This window comes from Secundilactobacillus angelensis (assembly GCF_012641075.1).
GTDB classification, from domain to species: domain Bacteria; phylum Bacillota; class Bacilli; order Lactobacillales; family Lactobacillaceae; genus Secundilactobacillus; species Secundilactobacillus angelensis.
Genome location: NZ_JAAXLJ010000027.1, coordinates 1 through 22,441, shown reverse-complemented (window position 1 = coordinate 22,441; position 22,441 = coordinate 1). Strand labels below are relative to the sequence as shown.

Sequence of the window (22,441 nt, the reverse complement as noted above, 5' to 3'; positions counted from 1 at the left end):
ATGACTGGAAATTTAAGCCTAAAACCTGCATAATGTAGGTAACAAATCATATTTTAACCTGTCAGGGGGCCTTTAACAATGAAGCATTTTATCAAAGGGTTTTTATTTGGCACTGTAGCCACTGTTGGTGCAGTCGCAGGTGCAGCTTTATCATTCAAGAAAAAAGTTGTTGAACCGATCGAAGACGAAGAAGAGAAGTTTGAGGAGAACCGTAAGCGAGCTGCTCGTAAATCACGATCTGCCCATCACTAATCGTTTCTAATATCTCGTTGCACTTTGAAGTCCCATTACCACTGGGGCTTTTTCTGTACCACTTTTCCATCAATCAAAAACTCATCGTCTAACTGCCAACAATCCCATTGTACGAGAAGTTGGAGACGATGAGTTTTTTAAAATTAATGATTAAATGACAAGTTTACTCGTTTATTTAATGATAATGTCTTGTGGGGTAACTTCCTTGCCAAAGTATGGTTTAAGTTGTGAGTTGTAATCTTTTTTAAAGAAACCTTTGTCCGTTAAAGTTTTGATTTCTTTGTTGGTGTAGTTAAGCAGTGACTTGTTACCCTTCTTAACGGCTGGAGCAATATATTGCTTTGGCCCAATTGACTTGATGCCAACTGTGTACTTGGGCTGATTCTTGACCCATGCATAAAGATAAGAGTTGTCATCAGCCAAAGCAGCACCACGATTATTCTTCAAGGCATTGAACTGTTGTGTCTTAGAATCAAATTTCAACAGTTTAACGTTTGGCTGCTTGGAAGTAAAGTAGTTTTCTGCTGTTGTCCCCTTAGTCACGATCAGGTTCTTACCCTGCAGCTGACTAGCCTTAGTAATCGGCTTAGTCTTAGGTGAAACAACGCCAACAGAAACCTTCATGTAAGGTGACGCAAAGTCAACAACTTGTTTCCGTTCTGGGGTCACAGTGAAGTTTGCTAAAACAAGATCGACTTTGTTGGAATTAAGGGCGTCAACCCGGTTATTTGCGTTCACTTGAACAAATTTTGGCTTGACCTTGAGATCCTTAGCAATTTGACGCGCTAGGGTCAAATCATAACCAACTCGTTGACCCTGCTTGTTGACCCAGCCATATGGTGGCAAATCACCAAACACGGCAATTCGGATTGTCCCGCGCTTCTTGATCTGTTGCATCGTGCTTTGACCCTTGTTGGTTGAACTAGCTGAAGAACTGCTCTTGCTGCTACTGCCACAGCCGCTTAACACCAATGCCAAACTGGCAGCAATTCCTAAGAACAATCCAAGTTTTTTAAACCCAAGTTTCTTCATATGTGGTTCCTCCTAAAATTTTTTGGTTTTATAAAAAGTCTGGTTAGTAAATTGATTGAGGTTACGGTTCACAGTGTTAAAAATCCATACTCTCCAAGAAAGCCTTTGCTCGATCAGTCTGGGGTTGTTTGAAAAATTGGTCTCCCTTGGTTTGCTCCAAAATATGACCATCTTCCAAAAACAGTACTCTGTCGGCAATCTGCTGTGCAAAGTTCATTTCGTGAGTCACTACTATCATGGTCATATTCGAATCCTGAGCGAGGTTAGAAATAATGTTTAACACGCCACGAACCATTTCTGGATCAAGTGAAGCCGTTACTTCATCAAACAGCATCAATTCTGGCTTTAATGCTAACGCCCTGACAATCGCAATCCGTTGTTTTTGCCCACCCGATAATTGTCGTGGATAAACGTTCTCATAATCTTGTAAGCCGACTTGTGCTAACAACCGTTCAGCGTTAACTTTCGCCTCTTCTCTAGATTGATGTTGTACCTTAACGGGGCCCAGAAGAATGTTTTCAAGAACCGTCAAGTTAGGAAATAAATCATAACTTTGAAAAACCATGCCAATTTTTTGACGAATTTGCTGCCAGTTTTTCTCCGTTGGAACGACCTTTTCCCCGTTAAAAATCACGTCACCCTTTTGATAAGGTTCCAAACCATTTAGACAGCGAATCAGGGTGCTTTTCCCAGAGCCTGAAGGTCCCAATAGGGTCACGACTTCGCCTTCATGAATCGAAAAGTTAATCTCATGTAACACATGACGCTTCTGATAATATTTCTCCAAATTCGCCACTTTGATAACTTCTTTAGCCATTTGCCCGCTCCAATCTCTTTTTATCCATTCGTTTTGCCCACCAAGAAAGTGGATAATCAATTGCAAAGTACATCACGAAGATGATGCCATAAACCCAAAAGACACCAGTTGGATATTTTTGGTTGTTTGCTTCGACAACTTGTTGTCCAACGTTGATCACATCCATCACACTGATCAACATCAGCAGTGAGGTTGTTTTAATCACCCGAGTCACCAGATTGATTGTTGCGGGTAATTCCAACGAGACCGCCTGGGGAATCAGTACATAACGATATAATTGCCAGCGACTAAGTCCAATCGCCATCCCCGATTCACGCTGATGTTGAGGAACCGAAATCAACGCTCCACGGACGATATCGCTCATTTCAGCGGCCGTCCACAACGCAAATACCAAGGTTGCCACTTCATTGGCGAGTAAGTTGAGTCCCATTTGCTTTGGCAAAATATAGTAGAACAAGAAGAGCAATACAACCGTGGGAATAATTCGAAAGAACTCCAGGTAGAGCCTCAAGATCACCCTTAACAATCGATTCTGGAAAGTTCGTAAAACACCTAAAATAACACCTAAAATCAAACCCAGTATTAATGCAACTGCTGCGATCTCAATTGTTGTCCATAACCCACCAAATAGACGGATGAGGTTACGGCCTTCGAATAAAACGTTAATTCCCGAATGTGCCATAGCGAACCCTCTTTTCTAGAATGGTGAGTATGATTGACAGCGGAATCAGAATAATCGCATACCCGATAACCAGCATAAACAAGTATTCATTTGAACGGTAATACATGCCGATCAGATCCAAAGCCGTATTTGTCAGTTCTGGAATGGCAATCACCGTAAAAATCGAAGTTTCTTTAATAAGAAAAATAATGTTTGCGGCAAGCGCTGGAACACTCAATGTAAATCCCTGTGGAAAGACAACATAGCGAGCTAATTGCAGCCGCGATAAACCGATTGCCTTACCTGTTTCAACTTGGGTCTTACTAACGCCGTCAAAACCACCATTGAATCCCTCTGACATGTAACTGCCACCAAGAAAAATCAAGCCAACAATACCACACATTTCAGCGTTCAATTTGAATCCAAATACTGGAAAGGCATAGTACAGAAAGAATAGTTGGACTAGCAGTGGCGTGTTTCGCGAAATTTCAACGTAGATGGCAGCTAGTCTACCCAGAACCGGAACTTGAAAGTACTTCAATAAGCTGCAAATCAAACCAACAATTATCGAGCCAATGATACCGACAAATGAAAGCCACAGTGTCAGCACAAATCCTTTCTCAAAAAGTGGTAAGCTTTGCTGAATAATTTGCCAACTACCCATGTCATTTTGCCCCCTGAAATAAATTATTGCTTCAATCATTAATCATGTGGTTAGAACCAATCCACTTACGGGTAAATAAAAAGTCCCCATCAGTTTATTTCTAAACTGATAGGGACGATTGTATTCGCTATTCCACCCTGTGGTAATGTTTTTGCGGCTCGTTTTCAAGCCCGGGACGATAACGTGTCCTGACGATCTGCCATTAAGCAGATTGGTTCTGAATAAGCGCACTTCGTTAAATGACTAGGATCCCTTTTCATCAACTGGGACTTTCTTTACCTAACATAATTTAATTACTCTTCTTATTCGTGACCACTCATGAGATTAAAATAAGATTAAAGCCAAGCTTGTAAAACATTATCTAAAGAAGCAAGCTTTTCACTTGATAACTTTTCAATGAATTACGCCTTCAACAAAACCTATGATACCACATCTTGTAAAAATGGCAATGCGTTTGCTTACTAAAATTTAGAGAATTATTTCTTAGAGAATAATTAGTATACCGAATAGTAAGGAACCCACAATTGATGGAATCACAAGCGGGGTACAGAAAAAAGACTTAATCTTTGGTTAGATTAAGTCTGTCTGATACATAAACATTCTTTAATTAAATCGTTGACTTTTTAGTCTTACCTTCCCAGCGTGCATACCCAGTCTTCAGAATATAAATATCCTGATAACCGTGCTTCTTCAACAGAATTGCTGAGCGTGAACTCATTGCCTTACCTTGATCATACAAGTACACCGGTAAGTCTTTGCGAATCCCAGAGTAATAGGCCCGCATGGTTGAATACGGAATATTACGCGCACCTAAAATATGACCTGCGTCAAAGTCCTTCTTTTCCCTAACATCAATGACCTGGGCTTTACGCATACCCTCCGTAAAGGTTTTTTCATCAATTAAGGTAGCTGCTTGATTACGACGGTAAATACCTACCAAATACCAAACCAAGTAAACCAGTAACAAAATCACTAAAATGATTGAATAGAGTGTCGATGTAGAAATTGCTGCAATAGCCATGTCTCTCGTCCTTCCAAAACTAATTATGCGCCTGCGTTTTCAAATCGGAGTGCTAATGATGAAGCACCAATTGCACCAGCATCATTACCGAGTTGAGCCAACTTGATCCGAGTAGAATCACGAACAGCTGGGAACGTGTTTTCTTGGAAATAACGAGTAGTTGGTTGCAATAAAGTATTACCAGCTGCGGAAACACCACCACCAATGATGATGTTAGCTGGGTTCAAAATATTGGCACAGTTAGCAAGTGCTAAACCGAGATAGAACGAAACCCGATCAACAATTCGACTGGCCAAAATATCACCATTATCAGCTAAATACGTGACCATCTTTGATGTTACTTCTTCATTGTTATCAAAAAGTTCTTTTAACCGTGATTTACCAGTGAATTCAGCCGCCATATCCTTAGCAACGTGAACGATACCAGTTGCTGAAGAATATTGCTCCAAACAGCCGCGTTTGCCACAAGTACATAAATACCCATTAGGCTGGACAGTAATGTGACCTAGTTCACCGGCACCACCGTTAATACCGTGCAATAATTGGCCCCCGGCGATAACGCCGCCACCAACGCCAGTACCAAGTGTCACAAAGATCACATCTTGGTCTTTTTCGCCGGCACCCTTCCAGAATTCACCTAATGCGGCAACGTTAGCGTCATTTTCCAATACTAATTGAAGTCCAACACCCGCTTGAATTTGATCACGAACGCGTTGAGTGGTGGTCCAATTCAAATTGTAGGCGCCAATCACCGTACCATTTGCAATATCCACAGCACCTGGAGTACCCATTCCGATACCCATAAACTGATCTTTAGTATAACCGGAGTCGGTCATTGTTTTCTTAAGTGACGTGATAATATTAGGAACGATATGCTTTCCATTTTCACTCACATCCGTGGGAATACTCCACTTCTGAGTGATTTCGCCGTCGTGTGTGACGAACGCAATCTTGGTGGTGGTCCCACCTAAATCAATACCAATTAAACTCTTTGCCATGAACTTGTTTCCTCCAGACTTATTTCGTGTTTTCACGTGCTTCTTCAAGACGGTGCTCGTGTGTCAAAACTAATTTGGCATGGGCAAACGTATTATGGTCTATTAAGCCGGCATCGTGCAAATGATCTAACTCCAAAGCCATGACCTCAATATCCCACAGGCGCTTCCCAACATAGACATAAACGTCGAATTGTTTTAACAGCTGCTGTACATCATAGAGCGTTTTCATTTCGAGATCCTCCGAAATTCCACACGATTACTTTTCTATTTTACAACGTTATCCCGTAATAGTATAGCCCAATCATAATAAGAATGGTAACGATTACAGCCATGATTCTTTTAGCGTTGCTGACTTTCCCTAGCTTAGGTGCACCAACGATGTATCCGACCAAAAAACCGATAACTAAACCACCGATATGGCCGAAAAGATCAGTTCCAGGACTGAACAGACCAAATGCCAGGTTTAAAACAACAAATAAGACGAAGGTCTTCGTCATTTGACGGATGTAAGGATTCTCCCAGAAAGATTCTCCTAGCATTAAGAAAGCACCAAACAAGCCAAAGATAGCGGTACTTGCCCCAGCAGAAATTGAACCCGGATTAAAGGCAAAACTAGCTAAGTTACCGCCAATTCCGGACAGCAAAAAAATTGCCAGATAACGCCAATGGCCAAAGATTGCTTCAATCTGAATGCCAATGAAGTAAAGTGTCACCATGTTAAAAAGAATATGCTCAAAACCCATGTGCAGGAAAATGGGAGTAATGAAACGCCACCACTGCCCCGCTAGGATTAAAGGATTGTATTTCGCACCAAAATTGACCAATACTTGAGCATTTTGACTACCGCCAGCCAACGTCATGGCACCATACACCAAAAACATCACGACAATCAGCCCAATGGTAATGTACGGACCAGCTAGCCAGCGTTTTAATTGTTGCTGCATCATCTGCCCCCTTAGTGGCTCGTTATCACGTGTTGCACAAGTACGTCCGTATCGGCGACTTGCCAAGTTGGTTCATTAAACATTTGGGCTTCAAATGCAAGTGTGACAGTTCGTCCGTGATAGTCAGCCAAGAAACGGTCGTAATAACCGCCACCAAAGCCAAGACGAACACCCTTCTTAGTGAAACCAAGACCAGGGACAACAACTAGATCAATTTGATTCTTCGGCACGGCAGTCCCATTTTCTGGTTCCATAATCCCAAAATTGGATTCTTTCATAACCGTTCCGTCAGTTAATGGTAAAAAAATCATGCTGCGGTCGGTATTAAACGTTTTCGGGATAACAATTTGTTTACGAGCTTGTTTGGCGGCCTCAATAATTGGCTGCGTATTCAGTTCAAAACCAGTCGAAAGTGTTACTGCCACGGTTTGACTATGGTTCCATTCCTCGGATTCAAATAACCGTTCATACAGGGTACCTGCTTGAAAATGACGGACGTCATCAGGCATAGCGTTTAATGCCGACATAATCTCTTCTCGGACTGCTTTTTTTGTTGCCATCTAGTCGTTTCCCTCCTGTCTTAAATAAAAAAGGCGCAGGCTCATCGCCTATGCCTTTATTTTGTTTCTTTGTGTAACGTCACCTTGTGTTGACGTGGGCAATATTTCTTAAGCTCTACCCGGTCAGGATTGTTACGACGGTTTTTACTTGATAAGTAGTTTTGTTCGTGACATTCGGTACATTCCAATGTAATGTGTACGCGCATGGCTTGTGACCTCCCTACGTTTTTATGATTTGGCAAATAGCCTTAACTCGTAGTATTTTATCATTTATTCCAACCAATTACCAGTCTAAATACCAGATTTGTTAAGTAAATTTACTTTACAGCACACATTTTAGAACCTAGCAAACTAATTTCCAGCTGTGGCAGTGGTCGTTGTTGTATTGCTGGTAGTATTTGACTTCAAAGTTGAAGTTGATTGAACGGTTTGCCAATAGGCTTGGTAAATTGACTTAGCCAGCTTCATGTTATTATCTTCCGCATTGTAATCCAAGTTTGGCATTGCCAAAGCAACCACAACTTGTGGATGGGTTGAAGGCGCATAGGAGGCTAAACTCAACGTAACTGTTTCAGTACCCTTATAGAAGGTCTGAGCTGTCCCAGTCTTGGCGGAAATTTCCGGTTTGATCGTATCGAGTTCACCACCAGTTTTCCAGGTGTTAGTCCCATGCACAACGTCATAAAGACCTTCTGTGACGAGTTTTCGCTCAGCTGAAGTCATGTCAATATGATTAAGAACCGTTGGCGTAACTGTTGCTTTAACCGCACCTAAGCCACCATTCTGATTGGTACCACGAATTGAGGATAAGATATGTGGTTGAATTCGGTAACCACCGTTAGCAATCGTTGACATATATTGTGCAACTTGCATTGTCGTATAGGCATCATAGTTCCCAAAGGCTTCATCCAAAGCATTTCCCAGATGTTTACTTGAGGTTGAACCTTGAATACCCGTGGTTTCACCTGGTAAGTCAACGCCGGTCTTGACTCCTAGACCAAATTGATTGAAGTAACCCCGCATAATATTAAAGATATTGGAATTCATATTAAGCGCGGCACCTTCAGAATACTTAAAGCCAGCTTCTTTCATGGCTAACTGCATCATATAGGAGTTAGAAGAAACTTCCAGTGCGGTTGAAGCGTTGACTGCCATGTTCTGACCACCGTTTTTGTTAAACCAAGAAGCTTTCTTAGTACCACCGACAGTGATGGGCATATCAGTCAACGTATTGTTAGTTGGGGTAATCACACCATCCATCAAAGCACCAGAAACCATGGCACCCTTAACCACTGACCCCATCGTGATGGAACTATTGATAGCACCCAAGGCGTTGTTGGTTATTTTTTGGGTACTTGGATTACGATCAACTCCGGCCATCCCAATAATAGCGCCGTTATTGGGGTTCATCACAACGGCATAAGTACCAGTTGAAACGCCACCGGCACCACTTTCAGCTTGTCGCACGAGCGATTGTAATTTTTTCTGGAAGCCAGCATTAATGGTCAGCTGAAGGTTATCACCCTTTTGACCACCATAGCGTTTGACTTCCTTCATGATCTTAGTCCCAGAAACTTCGACATCGGTCTGTGACTTACTCCCCCGCAAAACGGGTTCATATTGTTCCTCCAGATAACTTTGCCCAACTGAGTCGTTTCTGGAGTATCCCTGTGCTAGATACTGGTTAACCTTACTATCTGGTAAGCCAGTCTTTTCTGAAGAAACCGTTCCTAGAATACTCTTCAATGAACTACCGTATGGATAATTACGGGTCCAACTGGTTCCGACCTTCACACCTGGCATTTCACCCAGATGTTCACCGACTTCAGCAAGTTCCTTACTGGTTACACCCGTTTCTTTAATATACGTCGTTGATAGTGAATACGCCCCACTCATACGGGCATATATCATCGCGTTATTTTTTTGCTGCCGAGTCAGTTTAAATTCAGCAGGGTGCGCATACAAGTACTGAAGTTCTTTATCGTAAGCATCCGATTGCGCCATATTTTTGATTCCTGGAACGTTTGCTTGAACCCGTTTTTCTCGGCTTGTTGATGCCAAATAGTAGTCAGCACGATTCCGTCTGGTCAACGAACCAGTCGGTACTTTAAGGTACTGACCTAACTTATTGGCCGTTCGGTACATCTGCGGTGCCAACACGTTGACACTCTTGGTGTAACTGATTGCCTGGTGGGTTTTATTACCGACCAAAACCCGACCAGTAGAATCGAAAATCATTCCCCGCTGAACGTTGTTAGTTTCCACCGTACTATCGGTTCGACTAACCTCAGCTTTAAGTTGAGTCCCATGAAGAATTTGTAAATATGCTAATTGTGCTATCAACGCGGCAAATAAAAGTCCTACAATAATGAAGAGAAAGTTCATTCTGAATGGAATCTGGGCTGTAGTTGACGTTTTATTGCGAGTCGTTTGGTGTTGAGTTAATCGACTAAAGAAATTTTTCAATATCCTAACGCTCCTTATCTAACTTCATTATTCTACCAGAATTTAATTAACGAAACCATTAACACTGAACGGATTTAAAACTTTTTATGAACTTTTTATGATATGCTAAATACTTAGAATCAAACTCGTTAAGAAATTGCTGTTTAACGGGGCTACGGAGGTTTTTATTCTTGAAATTATTCATTCAATGGGTTCGTGAACACGAAAAATTATCACTGTTACTTTTAAGCTTCATCATCCCCGCTACTGTGATGGCCGGATATTTCTGCTACCGTGGTATGGGACCATTTGGCAGCTCAACGCTACTAACGGTGGATCTTGGCCAACAGTATGTCGACTTCTTTGCTTACTTTCGGCACACATTGCTGAGCCATCCCAGTGGTTTCGTCTACACCTTTCAGAAAGCTTTAGGTGGCGAAATGTTTGGCGTTTGGACTTACTATTTAATGAGCCCGTTCAACGTCATTCTACTGCTATTTTCTGACAAATCACTGCCAACTGCGATTTTTTGGATCACCATCTTGAAGTATGGTGCGGCCGGGCTAAGTTTCGCTTGGCTATTAATGAAAACCAAGGTTCAACCACATTTACCGGTTTTGGCCTTTTCAACCAGTTACGCACTGATGGGCTGGATGGTAGCCAACCAGCTCAATTTAATGTGGTTGGACGCTATAATTATTCTGCCACTGATTATTTGGGGGATTATTCGGCTTGTAGACACTGGTAAAATTCGCTTTTACGTTGGTTGGTTAGCAGCACTACTGATCATTAACTACTACATGGCTTACATGGTCTGTCTTTTTGCTGGTCTGTTCTTTCTTTGGTACTGGCTGACACAGGCGCATTCAGGTCAGTCAACTCGACATGTATTGTTGCGTTTTATAAGTGGTTCCGTTTTAGCAGCTGGTATAGCCGCAGTTACCCTTCTGCCAACTTGGTACTCTCTAGGCATCAGTAAAAATCAATATACGCAAACGGATTGGTCAGCCAAGTTTGAATACTTCCCACCAAAAATGTTAGCGAAGTTTTTCCTAGGGAGTTTTAATTTTAGTCAAATGCCGAAGGGTACGCCAAATCTATTTATTGGTAGCCTCATGGTGCTGGGCGCAATGTTTTATTTTCTACAAAAAAACCGTCCCAAACGGACTAAATGGTTAGCATTAGCAATAACAGTTATTTTGGTATTGTCACTGTGTTTTGAGCCGTTAGATCTGCTATGGCATGGAATGCAATTTCCAATCTGGTACCCTTACCGTTTCTCCTTCGTGGTCAGCTTCTGGTTAATTTGGTTGGCGGCAAGTGCGCTCAAACCTGAATTCACACCAACACTGAAGCAACTAGTAGTACCCATTCTTATTTGCGTGGTAACTATCACCTACGTTTGGATCAACGTCAATCAATTTTCGTTTCTAAGTCAAAATCAAATTCTGATTGGCAGTCTTTTATTAGTCGCCGCCTTTTGTCTGATTGCACTTCCGGTTAAACAACTGTGGTTTTACCAGTTAGCCTTTGTCCTTTTTGCCGTTATCGAATTGTCTAGTAGTGCCGTGACCAGTCTAAACCGAATTAGTTATGTGACCAAACCTGAATATCAAAATTATCAGCAAGTCTTATCAACTGAATCGGGTAATGTCACACATAAAGATTCAAGTTGGTATCGAATGACGCCAACTTTCATGCGAACTAAAAATGACCCATTGTCAGGACAATTCAACGGCGGTTCGGTATTCTCATCGACTTTGGAAAAAGACATGCCGACTTTCATGGGCGACATGGGTAATCCGGATGGCGACGGTTTCGTTACCTACACCAATGGTACGCTCTTAAGCGATTCATTGTTGAATATGAAGTATATCGTCGATCGACAAACGAACTCGGGTACAGTGGCCACTAAGGTTGTAAATCCGGTATCAAATCGAGCTGATTTGACTGAATATCAACGCGTCAACAAAAACGGTCTCATTTCAACCTACAAAAACCCGTACGCCCTACCACTTGGTTTTCTGTCGAGTGATAAAATACTGTCGTTAGATAACCCCACCAAAGATCCAACACAGTACCAAGCAAATCTCTGGGCAAGTTTGACCGGCAACGTCCAAGATGAACATCTATTTACTGCTCAAAATTTTGACCATGTCATTTTTCAGAATGTCAAACAGCAAACCAAACTGACGGGCGCTATTTTACAAAAGAATAATCTGGTTAAGCCTGGTATCATCACGTTTAACTTTACGCCAAAAACCAATAATGCCTATTACCTCACCCTAGGTGCTAATCTCATGGATGATAACGTGGCTATTAGTCTCAACAATCATCCATTAGCGCAATATCCAACTTACCGTAATACGATTGTGGTCAATATTGCAGACCACCAAAAGGGGAAGCCAGTTAAGCTACAGCTGACGTTGAAAAAATCGACTCTCTGGTTACAAAATTTCACCCTTTACCAGTTCAACAATCAGCAATTCGTTGACGGGCAAAAACAACTGGCGGCAAACCCGCTGAAGATCACTCACCAGAGTCAAAGCAGCTTAACGGGGTCCATTAACGTTAAACCAAAAACTGCTACGTTAATGACGACTATCCCTTATAGCAAAGGTTGGCACATCACGGTGGATGGCCACTCGGCAAAACCAGTAAAGGTTGCTGGTATCTTCACCGCTCTCAAGCTTCAACAGGGCCGCCACACCATTCACTTTAATTATTGGCCACCGATGCTCAATACTGGCGTCATCATCACCCTTATCAGTCTTGGGATTTGTCTCATCTGGCTGTACAGGCAGCGACGTCAAAACTAAATCTAAATTAAATAAGGATAGCCCATTTATCATATAGATAAGTAGGTTATCCTTATTTGTTTGAGGCTACTTTTCATTCGTGCGTTCACACTACATTTCACCATTTTCAACATAGTTATACTTGGGACCATCAAGACTTGGGTCATAATTAATAATCAGATCATAACCCTTGAAGAACCAGCGATCATCTTCCTGGACAAAATAATTGACCCCATCTTTTTTAGTGATTGCATATGGTTTTTCAGGATGATCATCTGGTGTCATTGCCAAAGAAAAGCCCTCATGAACTGGTGTGCTACCGTAAACTTTTCCATAAAACCGAACACCACGCCCTTCTGACAATCCCATCTCACTCTGAAACCACTTGCTTGCTTGATCAGTAATAATCATTTTCATGATAATGTGTCCCCTTTATTTGCATAAATGTTTGCGCTTTCATTCAGTACATTTATACCCTATTTTTCACAAAAGTGCAAGCTATAGCGCTCTCAATCTCGATGACTGGTAACCGTAAACAGCGTCATATCAGACAAAAAGGCCACCCCTATACGGAGTGACCTTGCAAATACGAATTGTGAAATTATGATGCGGTTTCCACGCTTAAAATTTTTACTTTCATGTCACCGGCTGGGATAGCAATCGTAATTTCTTGATTGACTCGATGGCCCAACAATGCTTTAGCAATTGGTGAATCGTTTGAAATCTTACCTTCCATTGGATCAGCCTCAGCAGCCCCAACAATGGTGTATGATTCCGGTTCTTCATCAGGTAATTCCTTGAAAGTTACCTTCTTACCAACACTGACTTCATCTTTGTCAGTGTTATTATTATCAACCACATCAGCATATTGCAACATATGCTCAATGGTGGTGATGCGACTTTCAAGCATACTCTGCTCGTCTTTGGCAGATTCATATTCAGAGTTTTCAGAAAGATCACCAAAACCTCTGGCGATTTGAATTCGATTAATCACTTCAGGACGTTTGTTCATCTTTAAATCTTCAAGTTCCTTTTCCAATTTGACCTTGCCATCAGCGGTCATTGGATACGTTTTTTGTTCAGCCAAAATAGCACCTCATTATTTTTTATAGTTTTCTGTCGCTTACAATAGCATGTGACAGCCTTTCATGCAAGCTTTTCCTAAAATCTCGGAAATTAATTACTTGGTCGCCCATTCTTCATTTGAACCAAAATTGACCGAATCTTGGTGGTCAAAACGTCTATTGCGACTTGATTTTCGCCACCTTCTGGCACAATCAAATCAGCATAACGTTTGGTTGGTTCGACAAATTGGTGATACATCGGTTTAACAGTGGTTAAATACTGTTTAATGATCCCATCTAAGTCTCGTTGTCGTTCCTTGATATCACGTTCGATTCTGCGGATAATCCGGATATCGTCATCCGTATCAACGAACACTTTGATATCCATTAAATCACGTAGCCGTTCGTCATCCAAAATCAAAATACCTTCCAGAATGATGACGTCCTTTGGTTCTTGATGAATCGTCTGCGAGCTTCGAGTATACTGCGTGTAATCATACACCGGCTTTTCAATGGCATGATTATCCCGCAGTTGTTTTAATTGATCAATCAATAGATCGGTATCAAATGCTAATGGATGATCGTAGTTAACTTTTTTTCGTTCTGCCATCGTCATATCTGCCTGATCATTATAATAAGCATCCTGCTGCAAAATCATAATTGATTCATTTTGCAATTGGTCGTAGATTGCGCGACTAACAGTAGTCTTTCCACTGCTAGAGCCACCGGTCACACCGATGATCACTGGTCTTGACTGTTGTACTGACATGTTTAAGAATATCCCCTCAATTTAAAATAACTAATTATTAACTTTAGATAATGATGCAACGCGCTTATTATGCTCTGCTAGCGTCTTAGAGAAATAAATTTTACCGGTCTTAGTGTTCGCGACAAAGTAGATATAGCCCTTGCTACGATCGGAAGGATTCAAGACTGCTTGAATTGCAGACATACTAGGATTATTAAATGGTCCTGGACCGTATCCGGCGAACTTATAAAGATTATATGGCGAATCAGACTGCAGATCTTTAGTTGATAAATGCTGTTTATGATGACCAATCGCATATTCAACAGCTACATCGGATTGAAGCGGCATCCCAGTTTCGATTCGGTTGAAGAAAACCCCAGAAATCTGACGCCGATATGACTGACTGACACCTTCACGTTCAACCAAGGACGCCAGTGTTAGCACTTGCTGAACTGTCAGCTTTTGTTTCTTGATCTTCTTATAGTACGGTTTGAGTTCTTCATTAGTATGGGCGACCATCTGGTTAACCAGGCTCTTAAGTGACATGTGTTTATTGACAATGTATGTTGCTGGATACAAATAGCCCTCTAAGTGGTAACGAACACCCTTGGAAGCCATAGACGAGGTCAGTAGATCTGGGTACTGTTTTGCCAGTGTCTTCATGTAAGACTGGTTCTTCATTAGACTTAGAAACTCAGCTCTACTGAAATCCGTGGTCCGAGAAATATTATTGGCAACATCCGCGACACCAGCACCTTCCTGAATGAGTACCTTTCCCTTGGTGCTTTGAATCGGTTCACTCGTTCCGCCTTGTTGCAGACGTTTAGCAACCTGATTCAACGTCATCGACGCTTTCAATTGGTAATAACCTGCACGAAAATTCGAGTAGTTATGGGATTTAACGTAATAATTAAACACCGATCCGTTTTTGACGATCTTCTTATCTTGTAAAATCGAACCAATTCGTTTGCTCGACGCCCCCATAGGAATGTCTACTTGCACAACTTCCTGACTTTTAGGGTTCAGTGGTTTCAGTGCCGACTGGAAATAGCGGTAGAAAACAACGCCACTAATAACCAGCAAAACGACTAAAATACTGACGACTCCCGTAATGATTTTTTGTCCGGTAGACATTTTCTTCTTCCCTGGCTGTTTGGAAGTGGGCTGTTTGTCGTTATCCAAAGTATTTCCTCCGTTCCGTTCTTCAATATCTGCACCATTATACAAGATTTCAAGTGTCAATGCAGTAAAAATCTTGTGAACTTAATAATTTCGAAACACACTGGGCTGAACCCGCAAGGTACTTTACAGCAAAAAACGTTAGAACCATTCTGAAAAGTTCTAGCGTTCTTTGGTTATCAGAAGAATTTACTGCAGATAAGCAATTGGTACACAATTACCTAATTTCTGCACCGAGTTCGTTGGTCAGCGTACTTTGAACCTTTTCAAATGCTTGGTTAACTTCATCGTCAGTCAACGTTGCATTCGGATTCTGATACGTCAATGTGTAAGCCAGAGATTGTTTGCCACCCGGTAGGTTTTTACCGTCATAAATATCAAATAACTCGACTGACTTCAGGTAAGCACCACCCTTTTTCTCAATCTGTGCTAAGACCTGAGCGTTGGTGACGGATTTATCGACCAGCAACGCAACGTCTCGGGTAATCACTGGATATTTTGAAATGGGTTCAAACTGGTTCATATCCTTTGGCATCTCGATCAAAGCATCCAAGTCTAACTCGAAGACATAGGTTTGGTTGATCTTATACATTTCAGCAACCGATGGATGAACCTGGCCGATGAAACCGACGTAATGACCGTGAATCTGAATGTCAGCAGTTCGACCTGGATGCATTTCTGGATAACGATCAGTTGCAACAAACTCAACCTCACCGTTAATGGCTAAGTTATCCAAATACTTTTCGACAATTCCCTTTAATTGATAGAAATCGATTGCGTTATTCTTAGCATTTTTAAGTGGATCAACAACTAATTGACCACTAACTGCCCCTGCAATGTGTTCGTGCTCACTTGGTCGCACCTGATCGGCTGAGTCCTTATAAAAGACACGACCCTGTTCATACAGCGCCACATCTTTAACTCGCCGAGCGTTATTGTACGCCACGTCATCCAGCAAGCCACTGATTAAATTCATTCGCAGCGTTGTGTGATCAGCTGTCATTGGCCAGCTGAGCTCAGTGACGGCACTTTCGCGCATCATGAACTGACTGGCTTTTGGCTTAGTGGTTAATGCGTACGAGATTGCTTGGTTTAGTCCTAGTGCTTCAAGAACACGGCGAGAATCCCGAATGAGTTTCTGCTTTTCAGTTAAAGCGCCAATCGTGGTTGGACCACTTGGTAAGGTTGATGGAATATTATCATAGCCATATATTCTGGCGACCTCTTCCAATAAGTCGGCTGGGATATGAATGTCCCAACGAGTAGAAGGCACACTAACAGTATATGTTTCGCCATCAACTTGAACACCAAATCCTAGTCGTTTGAAAATATCAGTGACTTGATCAAGGGTTAAGGCCGTACCTAGCACGTGGTTCACACGTGACAACGTAACCGAAACGACCTCATCCTTGACGTCATAAGTCGCACCAGTGACGATACCCTTTAAAATATCGCCATCCGCAAGTTCATGCATCATTTGAGCGGCAGCATTAACTGCCTCCTCGACACCACCGCGGTCAACGCCACGTTCGAAGTGTTGCGAGGCATCGGTGTGCAAATTCTGACGCTGAGCTGTTTTCCGAATTAAAGTTGGTGTAAATACCGCTGATTCAATCGCAACGGTGGTCGTTTGTTCGTCAATTTCAGAATTAAGACCACCCATGACACCAGCCAAAGCAATTGGCTTTTGATCATCGGCAATCACGATATCTCTTTCGCTGAGCTCGTGCTCAGCCTCATCCAAAGTCGTGAGCTTCTCGCCCTTTTGTGCATACCGCGCTTTGATGGTTGATCCCGATACTTTACCGTAATCAAAAGCATGTAGAGGTTGCCCATACTTCAACAATATGTAGTTGGTGACATCAACCACATTGTTAATTGGACGAATCCCAGCATTCCATAATTTGATTTGTAACCAAACTGGACTAGGCTGAATCTTGACGTTCTCAACGATCCGCATGGTATAAATAGGTGCCAGCTCCTGATCAACATCAAGAGAAACTTTATCAGCAGCCAAACTTGACACTTCTTCAACTTGAGGATGATTTAACTTTGGCGTTTGACCATAAATTGCACCCACATCACGAGCAACACCATAGACACTCAGCATGTCGCCACGGTTAGGTGTCACATCCACGTCAATCAGATAGTCATCCATTCCTAAGTATGGAAAGACTGGTTCGCCAACCTTAGCGTCTTCTGGCAAAAAGTAGATCCCGTCAGCCCATTCCTTGGGGACAACATCCTTTGAGAAGCCAATTTCATCCAACGCACAAATCATGCCATTAGAAACCACACCACGCATTTTTGAACGCTTAATTTTAACGTTGCCGCCAATTCTTGAACCTGGTAAGGCAACGATCACTTTTTTATCAGCCGCAACGTTTGGAGCGCCGCAAACAATCTGCGAAAGCTCATCGTCACCCACATCAACACTGCAGACCTTTAAATGATCTGAATCTGGATGTGGTTCCATCGAAACGATTTTGCCGACTACGATTTTCTTCAAGCCATCACTAGGCTGGGTAACCGAATCAACTTCAACCGACGAACGTTCAATTTTTTCTGCTAAATCCTTAGGCGAAACTTGAATGTCTAAATATTCTTGTAACCAACTGTAAGAAATTTTCATTTTGGCTGATTATCCTTTCTTTGAGAATTGGGTGAGGAACCGAACATCGTTTAAGTAGAAGTTACGGATATCATCCACACCGTATTTCAACATAGCAAAGCGATCTGGACCCAGTCCAAAGGCGAAACCGCCGTAAACTTCCGAGTCCACACCCGCCATGTTAAGCACGTTTGGGTGAACCATTCCGGCACCAAGGACTTCAATCCAGCCCGTGTACTTGCAGACAGCACAACCCTTACCACCACAGTTAAAACAAGTGATGTCAGCTTCAACGGAAGGTTCCGTGAATGGAAAATAACTTGGCCGCAGCCGGATATCGAATCGATCACCAAAAAGTTCATGCGCAATTAATTCCAGTGTTCCCTTTAAGTCAGCCATAGTGATGTGCTTATCAATCACGATGCCTTCCACTTGGTGAAATTGATGTGAATGAGTTGGATCATCAGTATCACGACGATAAACAACCCCTGGTGAAATCATCTTCAAAGGTCCCTTGCTGAAATCATGCTTTTCCAACGTTCGTGCCTGCATTGGTGAAGTCTGAGTCCGCATCAAAATTTCCTTGGTAATATAGAAGGTATCTTGCATATCACGAGCAGGATGATCCTTTGGTAAATTCATCATTTCGAAGTTGTACTTATCTTCTTCAACTTCAGGACCAGATAACACTTGATAACCCATTCCGATAAAAAGATCCTCAATTTGATCGATAATTTGTTGAATCACGTGAGGTTGACCTTGAGCCACTGGTTTACCAGGCAGCGTCACATCAATCTTTTCGTGTTCCAATTGTTTATTGAGCAATTGCTTTTTCAATTCTTCACGGCGAGTCTCAATGGCACCCTGCAATTCATCCCTCACACTATTGGCGAATTGACCAAAACTTGGTCGTTCGTCAGCGGGTAAATCACGCATTCCTCGTAGAGCTTGCGTAATGGGGCCCTTTTTCCCTAAAAGTTCCACCCGCAGCGAGTCTAACTTTTTGAGATCAACGACGTCTTTAATGTCTTCTTTTCGTTCTTGCCGGATTTTATCCAGCTGATCTTTCAGTGTCATGTCTGATCCTCCTTAACAAAATAAAAAAACTCCGCCCCAAAATAAAGGGACGAAGCTTTCGCGGTACCACCCTTGTTTACTTAAATAAGTACACTCGGTAATTTTGTAACGGTCATCAACCGGAAGATTTTTTGTTACAGTCGTAACGCCCAATCTCTGCTTAGAAAGTGAATTCATTCGTAACAAACAGCAGCCTTCCACTAAACGTCTGCCTCTCTAGGATTGCATCAGAATTACTAATCTCTCGTCATTGCATTTGTTCAATTTGCACAACCACTAGTTTACAGCGGTTGGTGGCATTGGTCAACCTTATGAGCAGCTTGATTAACACACCATTTTTCTGACCAGCCATGAATTGACCGCATCACGCTTGCTAAATCCTGACCCTTTTCTGTCAGAGCGTATTGAATCCGCCCTGAATTCTGGTAAGTTTTTCGCATGATGATGCCGTCGCTCTCTAATTCTTTAAGACGTTCAACTAACACTCGGTCAGAGCATTTATCAACCTTATTAGCGATGTCTTTAAATCGTTGTGGTCCGAGATTCAACAGGACATCAATAATTAAACCGTTCCATTTTTTCCCTAAAATTGAAAACGTCCACTCGAACTTCGGACAAAGTTCAAAATCTGTAGCGCTGATTGTTTTGTCAACGACTTGATCCATATAAACACCCCTAATCTTGTCTAACTCTACTTATCTAATAAATTCAATACACGCTCAACATTACGTTTCCGCCAATTTAAAACGCGCTTTTTCATCGGTGATAAAAATTCAACGACAGCATCCTTATCGTCGACTAAACTAACGATTACACTCTCGCGATACTTAGGCAGTGCTGCGGTTGCACCCCACATGTGTTTGAGGATGATATCTTTTTCCATGGGACTTAATTCGGTTAGTTTTTCCGCATTTCGTAAAGCTACCCGTGGATGTATGAAGGCATGTGAACCCAGATTAAACTTGGTCGTCCGCCAATCGTAATAAAACAGATCATGTAATAATCCTGCACGTGCAGTAGCACGAAAGTTTAGATGATGTTTTTTTGCAATCAGATAACTATCGTAAGAAACGGAGATGGAATGATCTAACCGATTGGAGTGATGGTGCTGGGTATAATTGGCCAGTTTTTGAACTTCTGGCTTAGCCAACAAATCACCGACTATAGCAACGTATTCCGAATCTTGGCGCCAATCATTTCTTGTCATACAACGCTTCCTTTACTTTTTGTAAGTTTAATCTTAATAAACTATACTTAATGTAACATAATATTGCAAGCAAAACACTCTTTAATCAAGGAATCAAGCTAAATTTTGATTCAACTTAAACATTAGTATACCCGCGGCAACCGCAACGTTTAATGATTCGGCCTGGCCTTTAATTGGAATGTAAAGGTTGGTTGTCGTTTGAGTCATTAATTTTTCGGACATCCCCTGCCCTTCGTTTCCTAAAACCAAACCGAATTCTGGTTGCGGCGTGACCGTGCTGTAATCCGCTGCATTTTCGTCGAGGGCTGATCCGTAAACAGGAATGTCCCTAGCTTTCAAAGCACTAACCCATTCCTCCAAATTACCATGAGTAATCTGAATATGAAATTGGCTGCCTTGCATGGCGCGAACGACTTTTGGCGTATATTGACTAGAGGTCCCGTTACCAAAAACCACTCCTCTAAATCCAGCAGCATCCGCTGTACGAACCATTGTTCCAATATTACCAGGATCTTGAATACGGTCTAAAAGTAACCATGCACCAGTTGCCGTTTCTGGATCAACGTGTTCTGCTGCTAGAATATCTAGCACTGCAAAGATTCCCTGTGGTGTGACAGTATCAGACAGCTTTTTAGCGATTTCTTCAGTAATCTCAAAAATTTCCACGTTTTCTGGGAACTGGTGCTGATGAATATTTAACTGCTCAGCCGTGGCCATGATTTGCACAACGGGCTGTTCTGCTGTAATTGCGTCGCCAACGATATGCCAGCCTTCCACCAAATACTGATTATATTTTTGGTGGCCTTTTTTAGTTGTTAAATGTTGCCACTTTTTGACTTTTGTATTTTGAGTTGATGTAATTTCTTCGATCATGAACTGCCTCTTCTTTCCGATTTTTGTTACTATGAACAATAATATCACGATTAGGGAGTGTAAAGATGAAATCTGTCATAATTTCAATTCATGGTCGCGTTCAAGGGGTGGGTTTCCGTTGGACGACTGCTCGTTTAGCGAATCGCCTCAACGTAGTCGGCTGGGTCAGAAACGAACGTGATGGCTCAGTAACTGTACGTGCTCAAGCTGACGAAACAAGCCTTGAGGCGTTTATCGAAGCACTAAAACAGTCCCCAACCCCATATGCTAAAGTTAGTCGTCTGAACGTCACTAACCAAAAGAGTGAAGACTTTACGAAATTTGAGATTACTGATTGAAAATGGGGCTAATATCAAGTAGTATTTATCTTGTTGTCATCTTTAGTGAACTTTGCTACTATATTATATTAAATAATTTGCTTAGAAGGGACTTGAATCAAAGTAAATGAAATCTAAAAAGCCTTTACAGTTGGGATTGGTGGTCGCTGCCTTACTCCCATTATTAACTGGCTGTGTACAGCGAACTAAAAGCGGCAAACCATACGGCCTGGTCTATGACTATCTAGCCGTTCCAGGACAGCATGTTATGGAATGGCTTGCTAACATGTTAGGTCATTCATACGGCTGGGCAATCATCGTGGTAACGGTACTTGTTCGAATGGTGTTACTACCTCTAATGGTTCATCAATTACGCAGTTCAACCGTTCAACAAGAAAAAATTGCTGCCATTAAACCTCAAATGACCGAAATTCAGAATCGGCAAAAAGCTGCTGCTACGCCTGAAGAAAAGAACGCTATTGGCCAAGAAATGATGCAGCTTTACCGGAATAATGGAATTAGCATGACTGGTGGAATTGGCTGCTTACCACTCTTGATCCAAATGCCAATTTTTGCTGCTTTGTACGCGGCTATCCAATACTCACCCGAACTATCATCATCTACGTTCATGGGTATTCCACTTGGTAAATCTTCAATTTTACTAGCCGTTTTGTCGTTTTTAGTCTATCTGTTACAAGGCTATCTATCAATGATCGGCATGCCAGCCGACCAACGAAAGGCAATGCGGATGACCATGGTTGCCAGCCCCGTTATGATTTTGTTCTTCACTATCTCTACTTCAGCGGGGTTAGGACTTTACTTCTTCATCGGTGGAATTTTTGCATGTATCCAAACACTGATTATCAACTTATATCGGCCAAGGATTCGTCGCGAAATTGAGGCTGAAATGAAGAAGAATCCACCTAAGGTTGTCAAGCCAAAACCGGTGGTCGCAACGGCCGCACCAACAGCTGTTAAACCTAATATTCAACCAAGTACGGTATCGCAAGATAATCGTAACCGAAATCGTAACGCTGGCAAACAACGTCACCATTAGGATACTAAATAAAAAACTTTGGGTCATCGTCAAATCGTATTGGTGATGCTCGTAAGCACAGTCACATTTTGTGGCTGTGCTTTTTACTATTTCTGGATTAGTGAAATGCGGTTAAA

Annotated in this window: 24 protein-coding genes and 1 other annotated feature; of the genes, 4 read left to right on the top strand and 20 right to left on the bottom strand. The window is 42.0% G+C overall.

What is annotated here, in order from left to right:
- The first annotated feature begins 78 nt into the window (after positions 1-78).
- Positions 79-252, top strand: coding sequence for a DUF3042 family protein (locus tag HC026_RS11315; RefSeq protein WP_089087682.1), 174 nt, complete (start codon positions 79-81; stop codon positions 250-252).
- Positions 253-423: 171 nt separating this feature from the next.
- Here the strand turns inward: HC026_RS11315 and HC026_RS11310 are convergent, their stop codons facing one another.
- From HC026_RS11310 to HC026_RS11260, 11 genes are all read right to left on the bottom strand, one after another.
- Positions 424-1,284, bottom strand: coding sequence for a transporter substrate-binding domain-containing protein (locus HC026_RS11310; RefSeq protein ID WP_168926035.1), 861 nt, complete (start codon positions 1,282-1,284; stop codon positions 424-426).
- Between the two features lie 76 nt (positions 1,285-1,360).
- The gene (locus HC026_RS11305) at positions 1,361-2,101 is read right to left on the bottom strand and encodes an amino acid ABC transporter ATP-binding protein (RefSeq protein ID WP_168926034.1); all 741 of its coding nucleotides are present in this window, start codon (positions 2,099-2,101) and stop codon (positions 1,361-1,363) included.
- Positions 2,094-2,783: an amino acid ABC transporter permease gene (locus HC026_RS11300; RefSeq protein ID WP_168926033.1), complete on the bottom strand. Its 690-nt coding sequence runs from the start codon at positions 2,781-2,783 to the stop codon at positions 2,094-2,096. Before HC026_RS11300 ends, HC026_RS11305 begins: the two co-directional genes overlap by 8 nt.
- A complete protein-coding gene (locus HC026_RS11295) occupies positions 2,764-3,426 on the bottom strand; it encodes an amino acid ABC transporter permease (RefSeq protein WP_168926032.1) in 663 nt (220 codons plus the stop codon). The genes HC026_RS11300 and HC026_RS11295 overlap by 20 nt, the downstream gene beginning before the upstream one ends.
- A 607-nt stretch (positions 3,427-4,033) precedes the next feature.
- Complete coding sequence (locus HC026_RS11290) at positions 4,034-4,447, bottom strand: rhodanese-like domain-containing protein (protein WP_168926031.1); 414 nt, start codon at positions 4,445-4,447, stop codon at positions 4,034-4,036.
- A gap of 23 nt (positions 4,448-4,470) precedes the next feature.
- A complete protein-coding gene (locus tag HC026_RS11285; RefSeq protein WP_168926030.1) occupies positions 4,471-5,445 on the bottom strand; it encodes an ROK family glucokinase in 975 nt (324 codons plus the stop codon).
- 19 nt (positions 5,446-5,464) lie between these two features.
- Entirely contained in the window at positions 5,465-5,674 is a 210-nt protein-coding gene (locus HC026_RS11280; RefSeq protein ID WP_168926029.1) for a YqgQ family protein, read from the bottom strand.
- Between the two features lie 40 nt (positions 5,675-5,714).
- A complete protein-coding gene (locus tag HC026_RS11275) occupies positions 5,715-6,389 on the bottom strand; it encodes a rhomboid family intramembrane serine protease (RefSeq protein WP_168926028.1) in 675 nt (224 codons plus the stop codon).
- An 11-nt stretch (positions 6,390-6,400) separates the two neighbouring features.
- Positions 6,401-6,949: a 5-formyltetrahydrofolate cyclo-ligase gene (locus tag HC026_RS11270; RefSeq protein WP_168926027.1), complete on the bottom strand. Its 549-nt coding sequence runs from the start codon at positions 6,947-6,949 to the stop codon at positions 6,401-6,403.
- 56 nt (positions 6,950-7,005) lie between these two features.
- The gene (gene rpmG, locus HC026_RS11265) at positions 7,006-7,155 is read right to left on the bottom strand and encodes a 50S ribosomal protein L33 (RefSeq protein WP_082593127.1); all 150 of its coding nucleotides are present in this window, start codon (positions 7,153-7,155) and stop codon (positions 7,006-7,008) included.
- Positions 7,156-7,300: 145 nt separating this feature from the next.
- Complete coding sequence (locus tag HC026_RS11260) at positions 7,301-9,334, bottom strand: peptidoglycan D,D-transpeptidase FtsI family protein (protein ID WP_168926046.1); 2,034 nt, start codon at positions 9,332-9,334, stop codon at positions 7,301-7,303.
- A 251-nt stretch (positions 9,335-9,585) separates the two neighbouring features.
- Between HC026_RS11260 and HC026_RS11255 the strand changes: the two genes are divergently transcribed.
- Complete coding sequence (locus tag HC026_RS11255) at positions 9,586-12,213, top strand: YfhO family protein (RefSeq protein ID WP_232843738.1); 2,628 nt, start codon at positions 9,586-9,588, stop codon at positions 12,211-12,213.
- 90 nt (positions 12,214-12,303) lie between these two features.
- Here the strand turns inward: HC026_RS11255 and HC026_RS11250 are convergent, their stop codons facing one another.
- The 9 genes from HC026_RS11250 to HC026_RS11210 form a co-directional block, all read right to left on the bottom strand.
- Positions 12,304-12,609, bottom strand: coding sequence for a HesB/YadR/YfhF family protein (locus tag HC026_RS11250; protein WP_168926026.1), 306 nt, complete (start codon positions 12,607-12,609; stop codon positions 12,304-12,306).
- A 184-nt stretch (positions 12,610-12,793) separates the two neighbouring features.
- Positions 12,794-13,279, bottom strand: coding sequence for a transcription elongation factor GreA (gene greA, locus HC026_RS11245; protein WP_168926025.1), 486 nt, complete (start codon positions 13,277-13,279; stop codon positions 12,794-12,796).
- Between the two features lie 89 nt (positions 13,280-13,368).
- The gene (gene udk, locus HC026_RS11240) at positions 13,369-14,025 is read right to left on the bottom strand and encodes a uridine kinase (RefSeq protein WP_168926024.1); all 657 of its coding nucleotides are present in this window, start codon (positions 14,023-14,025) and stop codon (positions 13,369-13,371) included.
- Positions 14,026-14,055: 30 nt separating this feature from the next.
- On the bottom strand, positions 14,056-15,186 hold the full coding sequence (gene mltG / locus HC026_RS11235; protein WP_408641003.1) for an endolytic transglycosylase MltG: 1,131 nt from the start codon (positions 15,184-15,186) through the stop codon (positions 14,056-14,058).
- A gap of 214 nt (positions 15,187-15,400) precedes the next feature.
- On the bottom strand, positions 15,401-17,815 hold the full coding sequence (gene pheT / locus HC026_RS11230) for a phenylalanine--tRNA ligase subunit beta (protein ID WP_168926023.1): 2,415 nt from the start codon (positions 17,813-17,815) through the stop codon (positions 15,401-15,403).
- A 9-nt stretch (positions 17,816-17,824) separates the two neighbouring features.
- Complete coding sequence (pheS, locus tag HC026_RS11225) at positions 17,825-18,871, bottom strand: phenylalanine--tRNA ligase subunit alpha (RefSeq protein ID WP_168926022.1); 1,047 nt, start codon at positions 18,869-18,871, stop codon at positions 17,825-17,827.
- A 42-nt stretch (positions 18,872-18,913) separates the two neighbouring features.
- Positions 18,914-19,131, bottom strand: a binding site (T-box leader).
- Positions 19,132-19,152: 21 nt separating this feature from the next.
- On the bottom strand, positions 19,153-19,536 hold the full coding sequence (locus HC026_RS11220; protein WP_168926021.1) for a winged helix-turn-helix transcriptional regulator: 384 nt from the start codon (positions 19,534-19,536) through the stop codon (positions 19,153-19,155).
- Positions 19,537-19,562: 26 nt separating this feature from the next.
- A complete protein-coding gene (locus HC026_RS11215) occupies positions 19,563-20,078 on the bottom strand; it encodes an HD domain-containing protein (protein WP_168926020.1) in 516 nt (171 codons plus the stop codon).
- A 93-nt stretch (positions 20,079-20,171) separates the two neighbouring features.
- The gene (locus tag HC026_RS11210) at positions 20,172-20,948 is read right to left on the bottom strand and encodes a TrmH family RNA methyltransferase (protein ID WP_168926043.1); all 777 of its coding nucleotides are present in this window, start codon (positions 20,946-20,948) and stop codon (positions 20,172-20,174) included.
- A 68-nt stretch (positions 20,949-21,016) separates the two neighbouring features.
- On the opposite strand from HC026_RS11210, the gene HC026_RS11205 reads away from it, so the two are divergent.
- Both HC026_RS11205 and yidC read left to right on the top strand, forming a co-directional pair.
- Entirely contained in the window at positions 21,017-21,289 is a 273-nt protein-coding gene (locus HC026_RS11205; protein WP_168926019.1) for an acylphosphatase, read from the top strand.
- A 106-nt stretch (positions 21,290-21,395) separates the two neighbouring features.
- The gene (gene yidC, locus HC026_RS11200; protein WP_168926018.1) at positions 21,396-22,325 is read left to right on the top strand and encodes a membrane protein insertase YidC; all 930 of its coding nucleotides are present in this window, start codon (positions 21,396-21,398) and stop codon (positions 22,323-22,325) included.
- Positions 22,326-22,441: the final 116 nt, after the last annotated feature.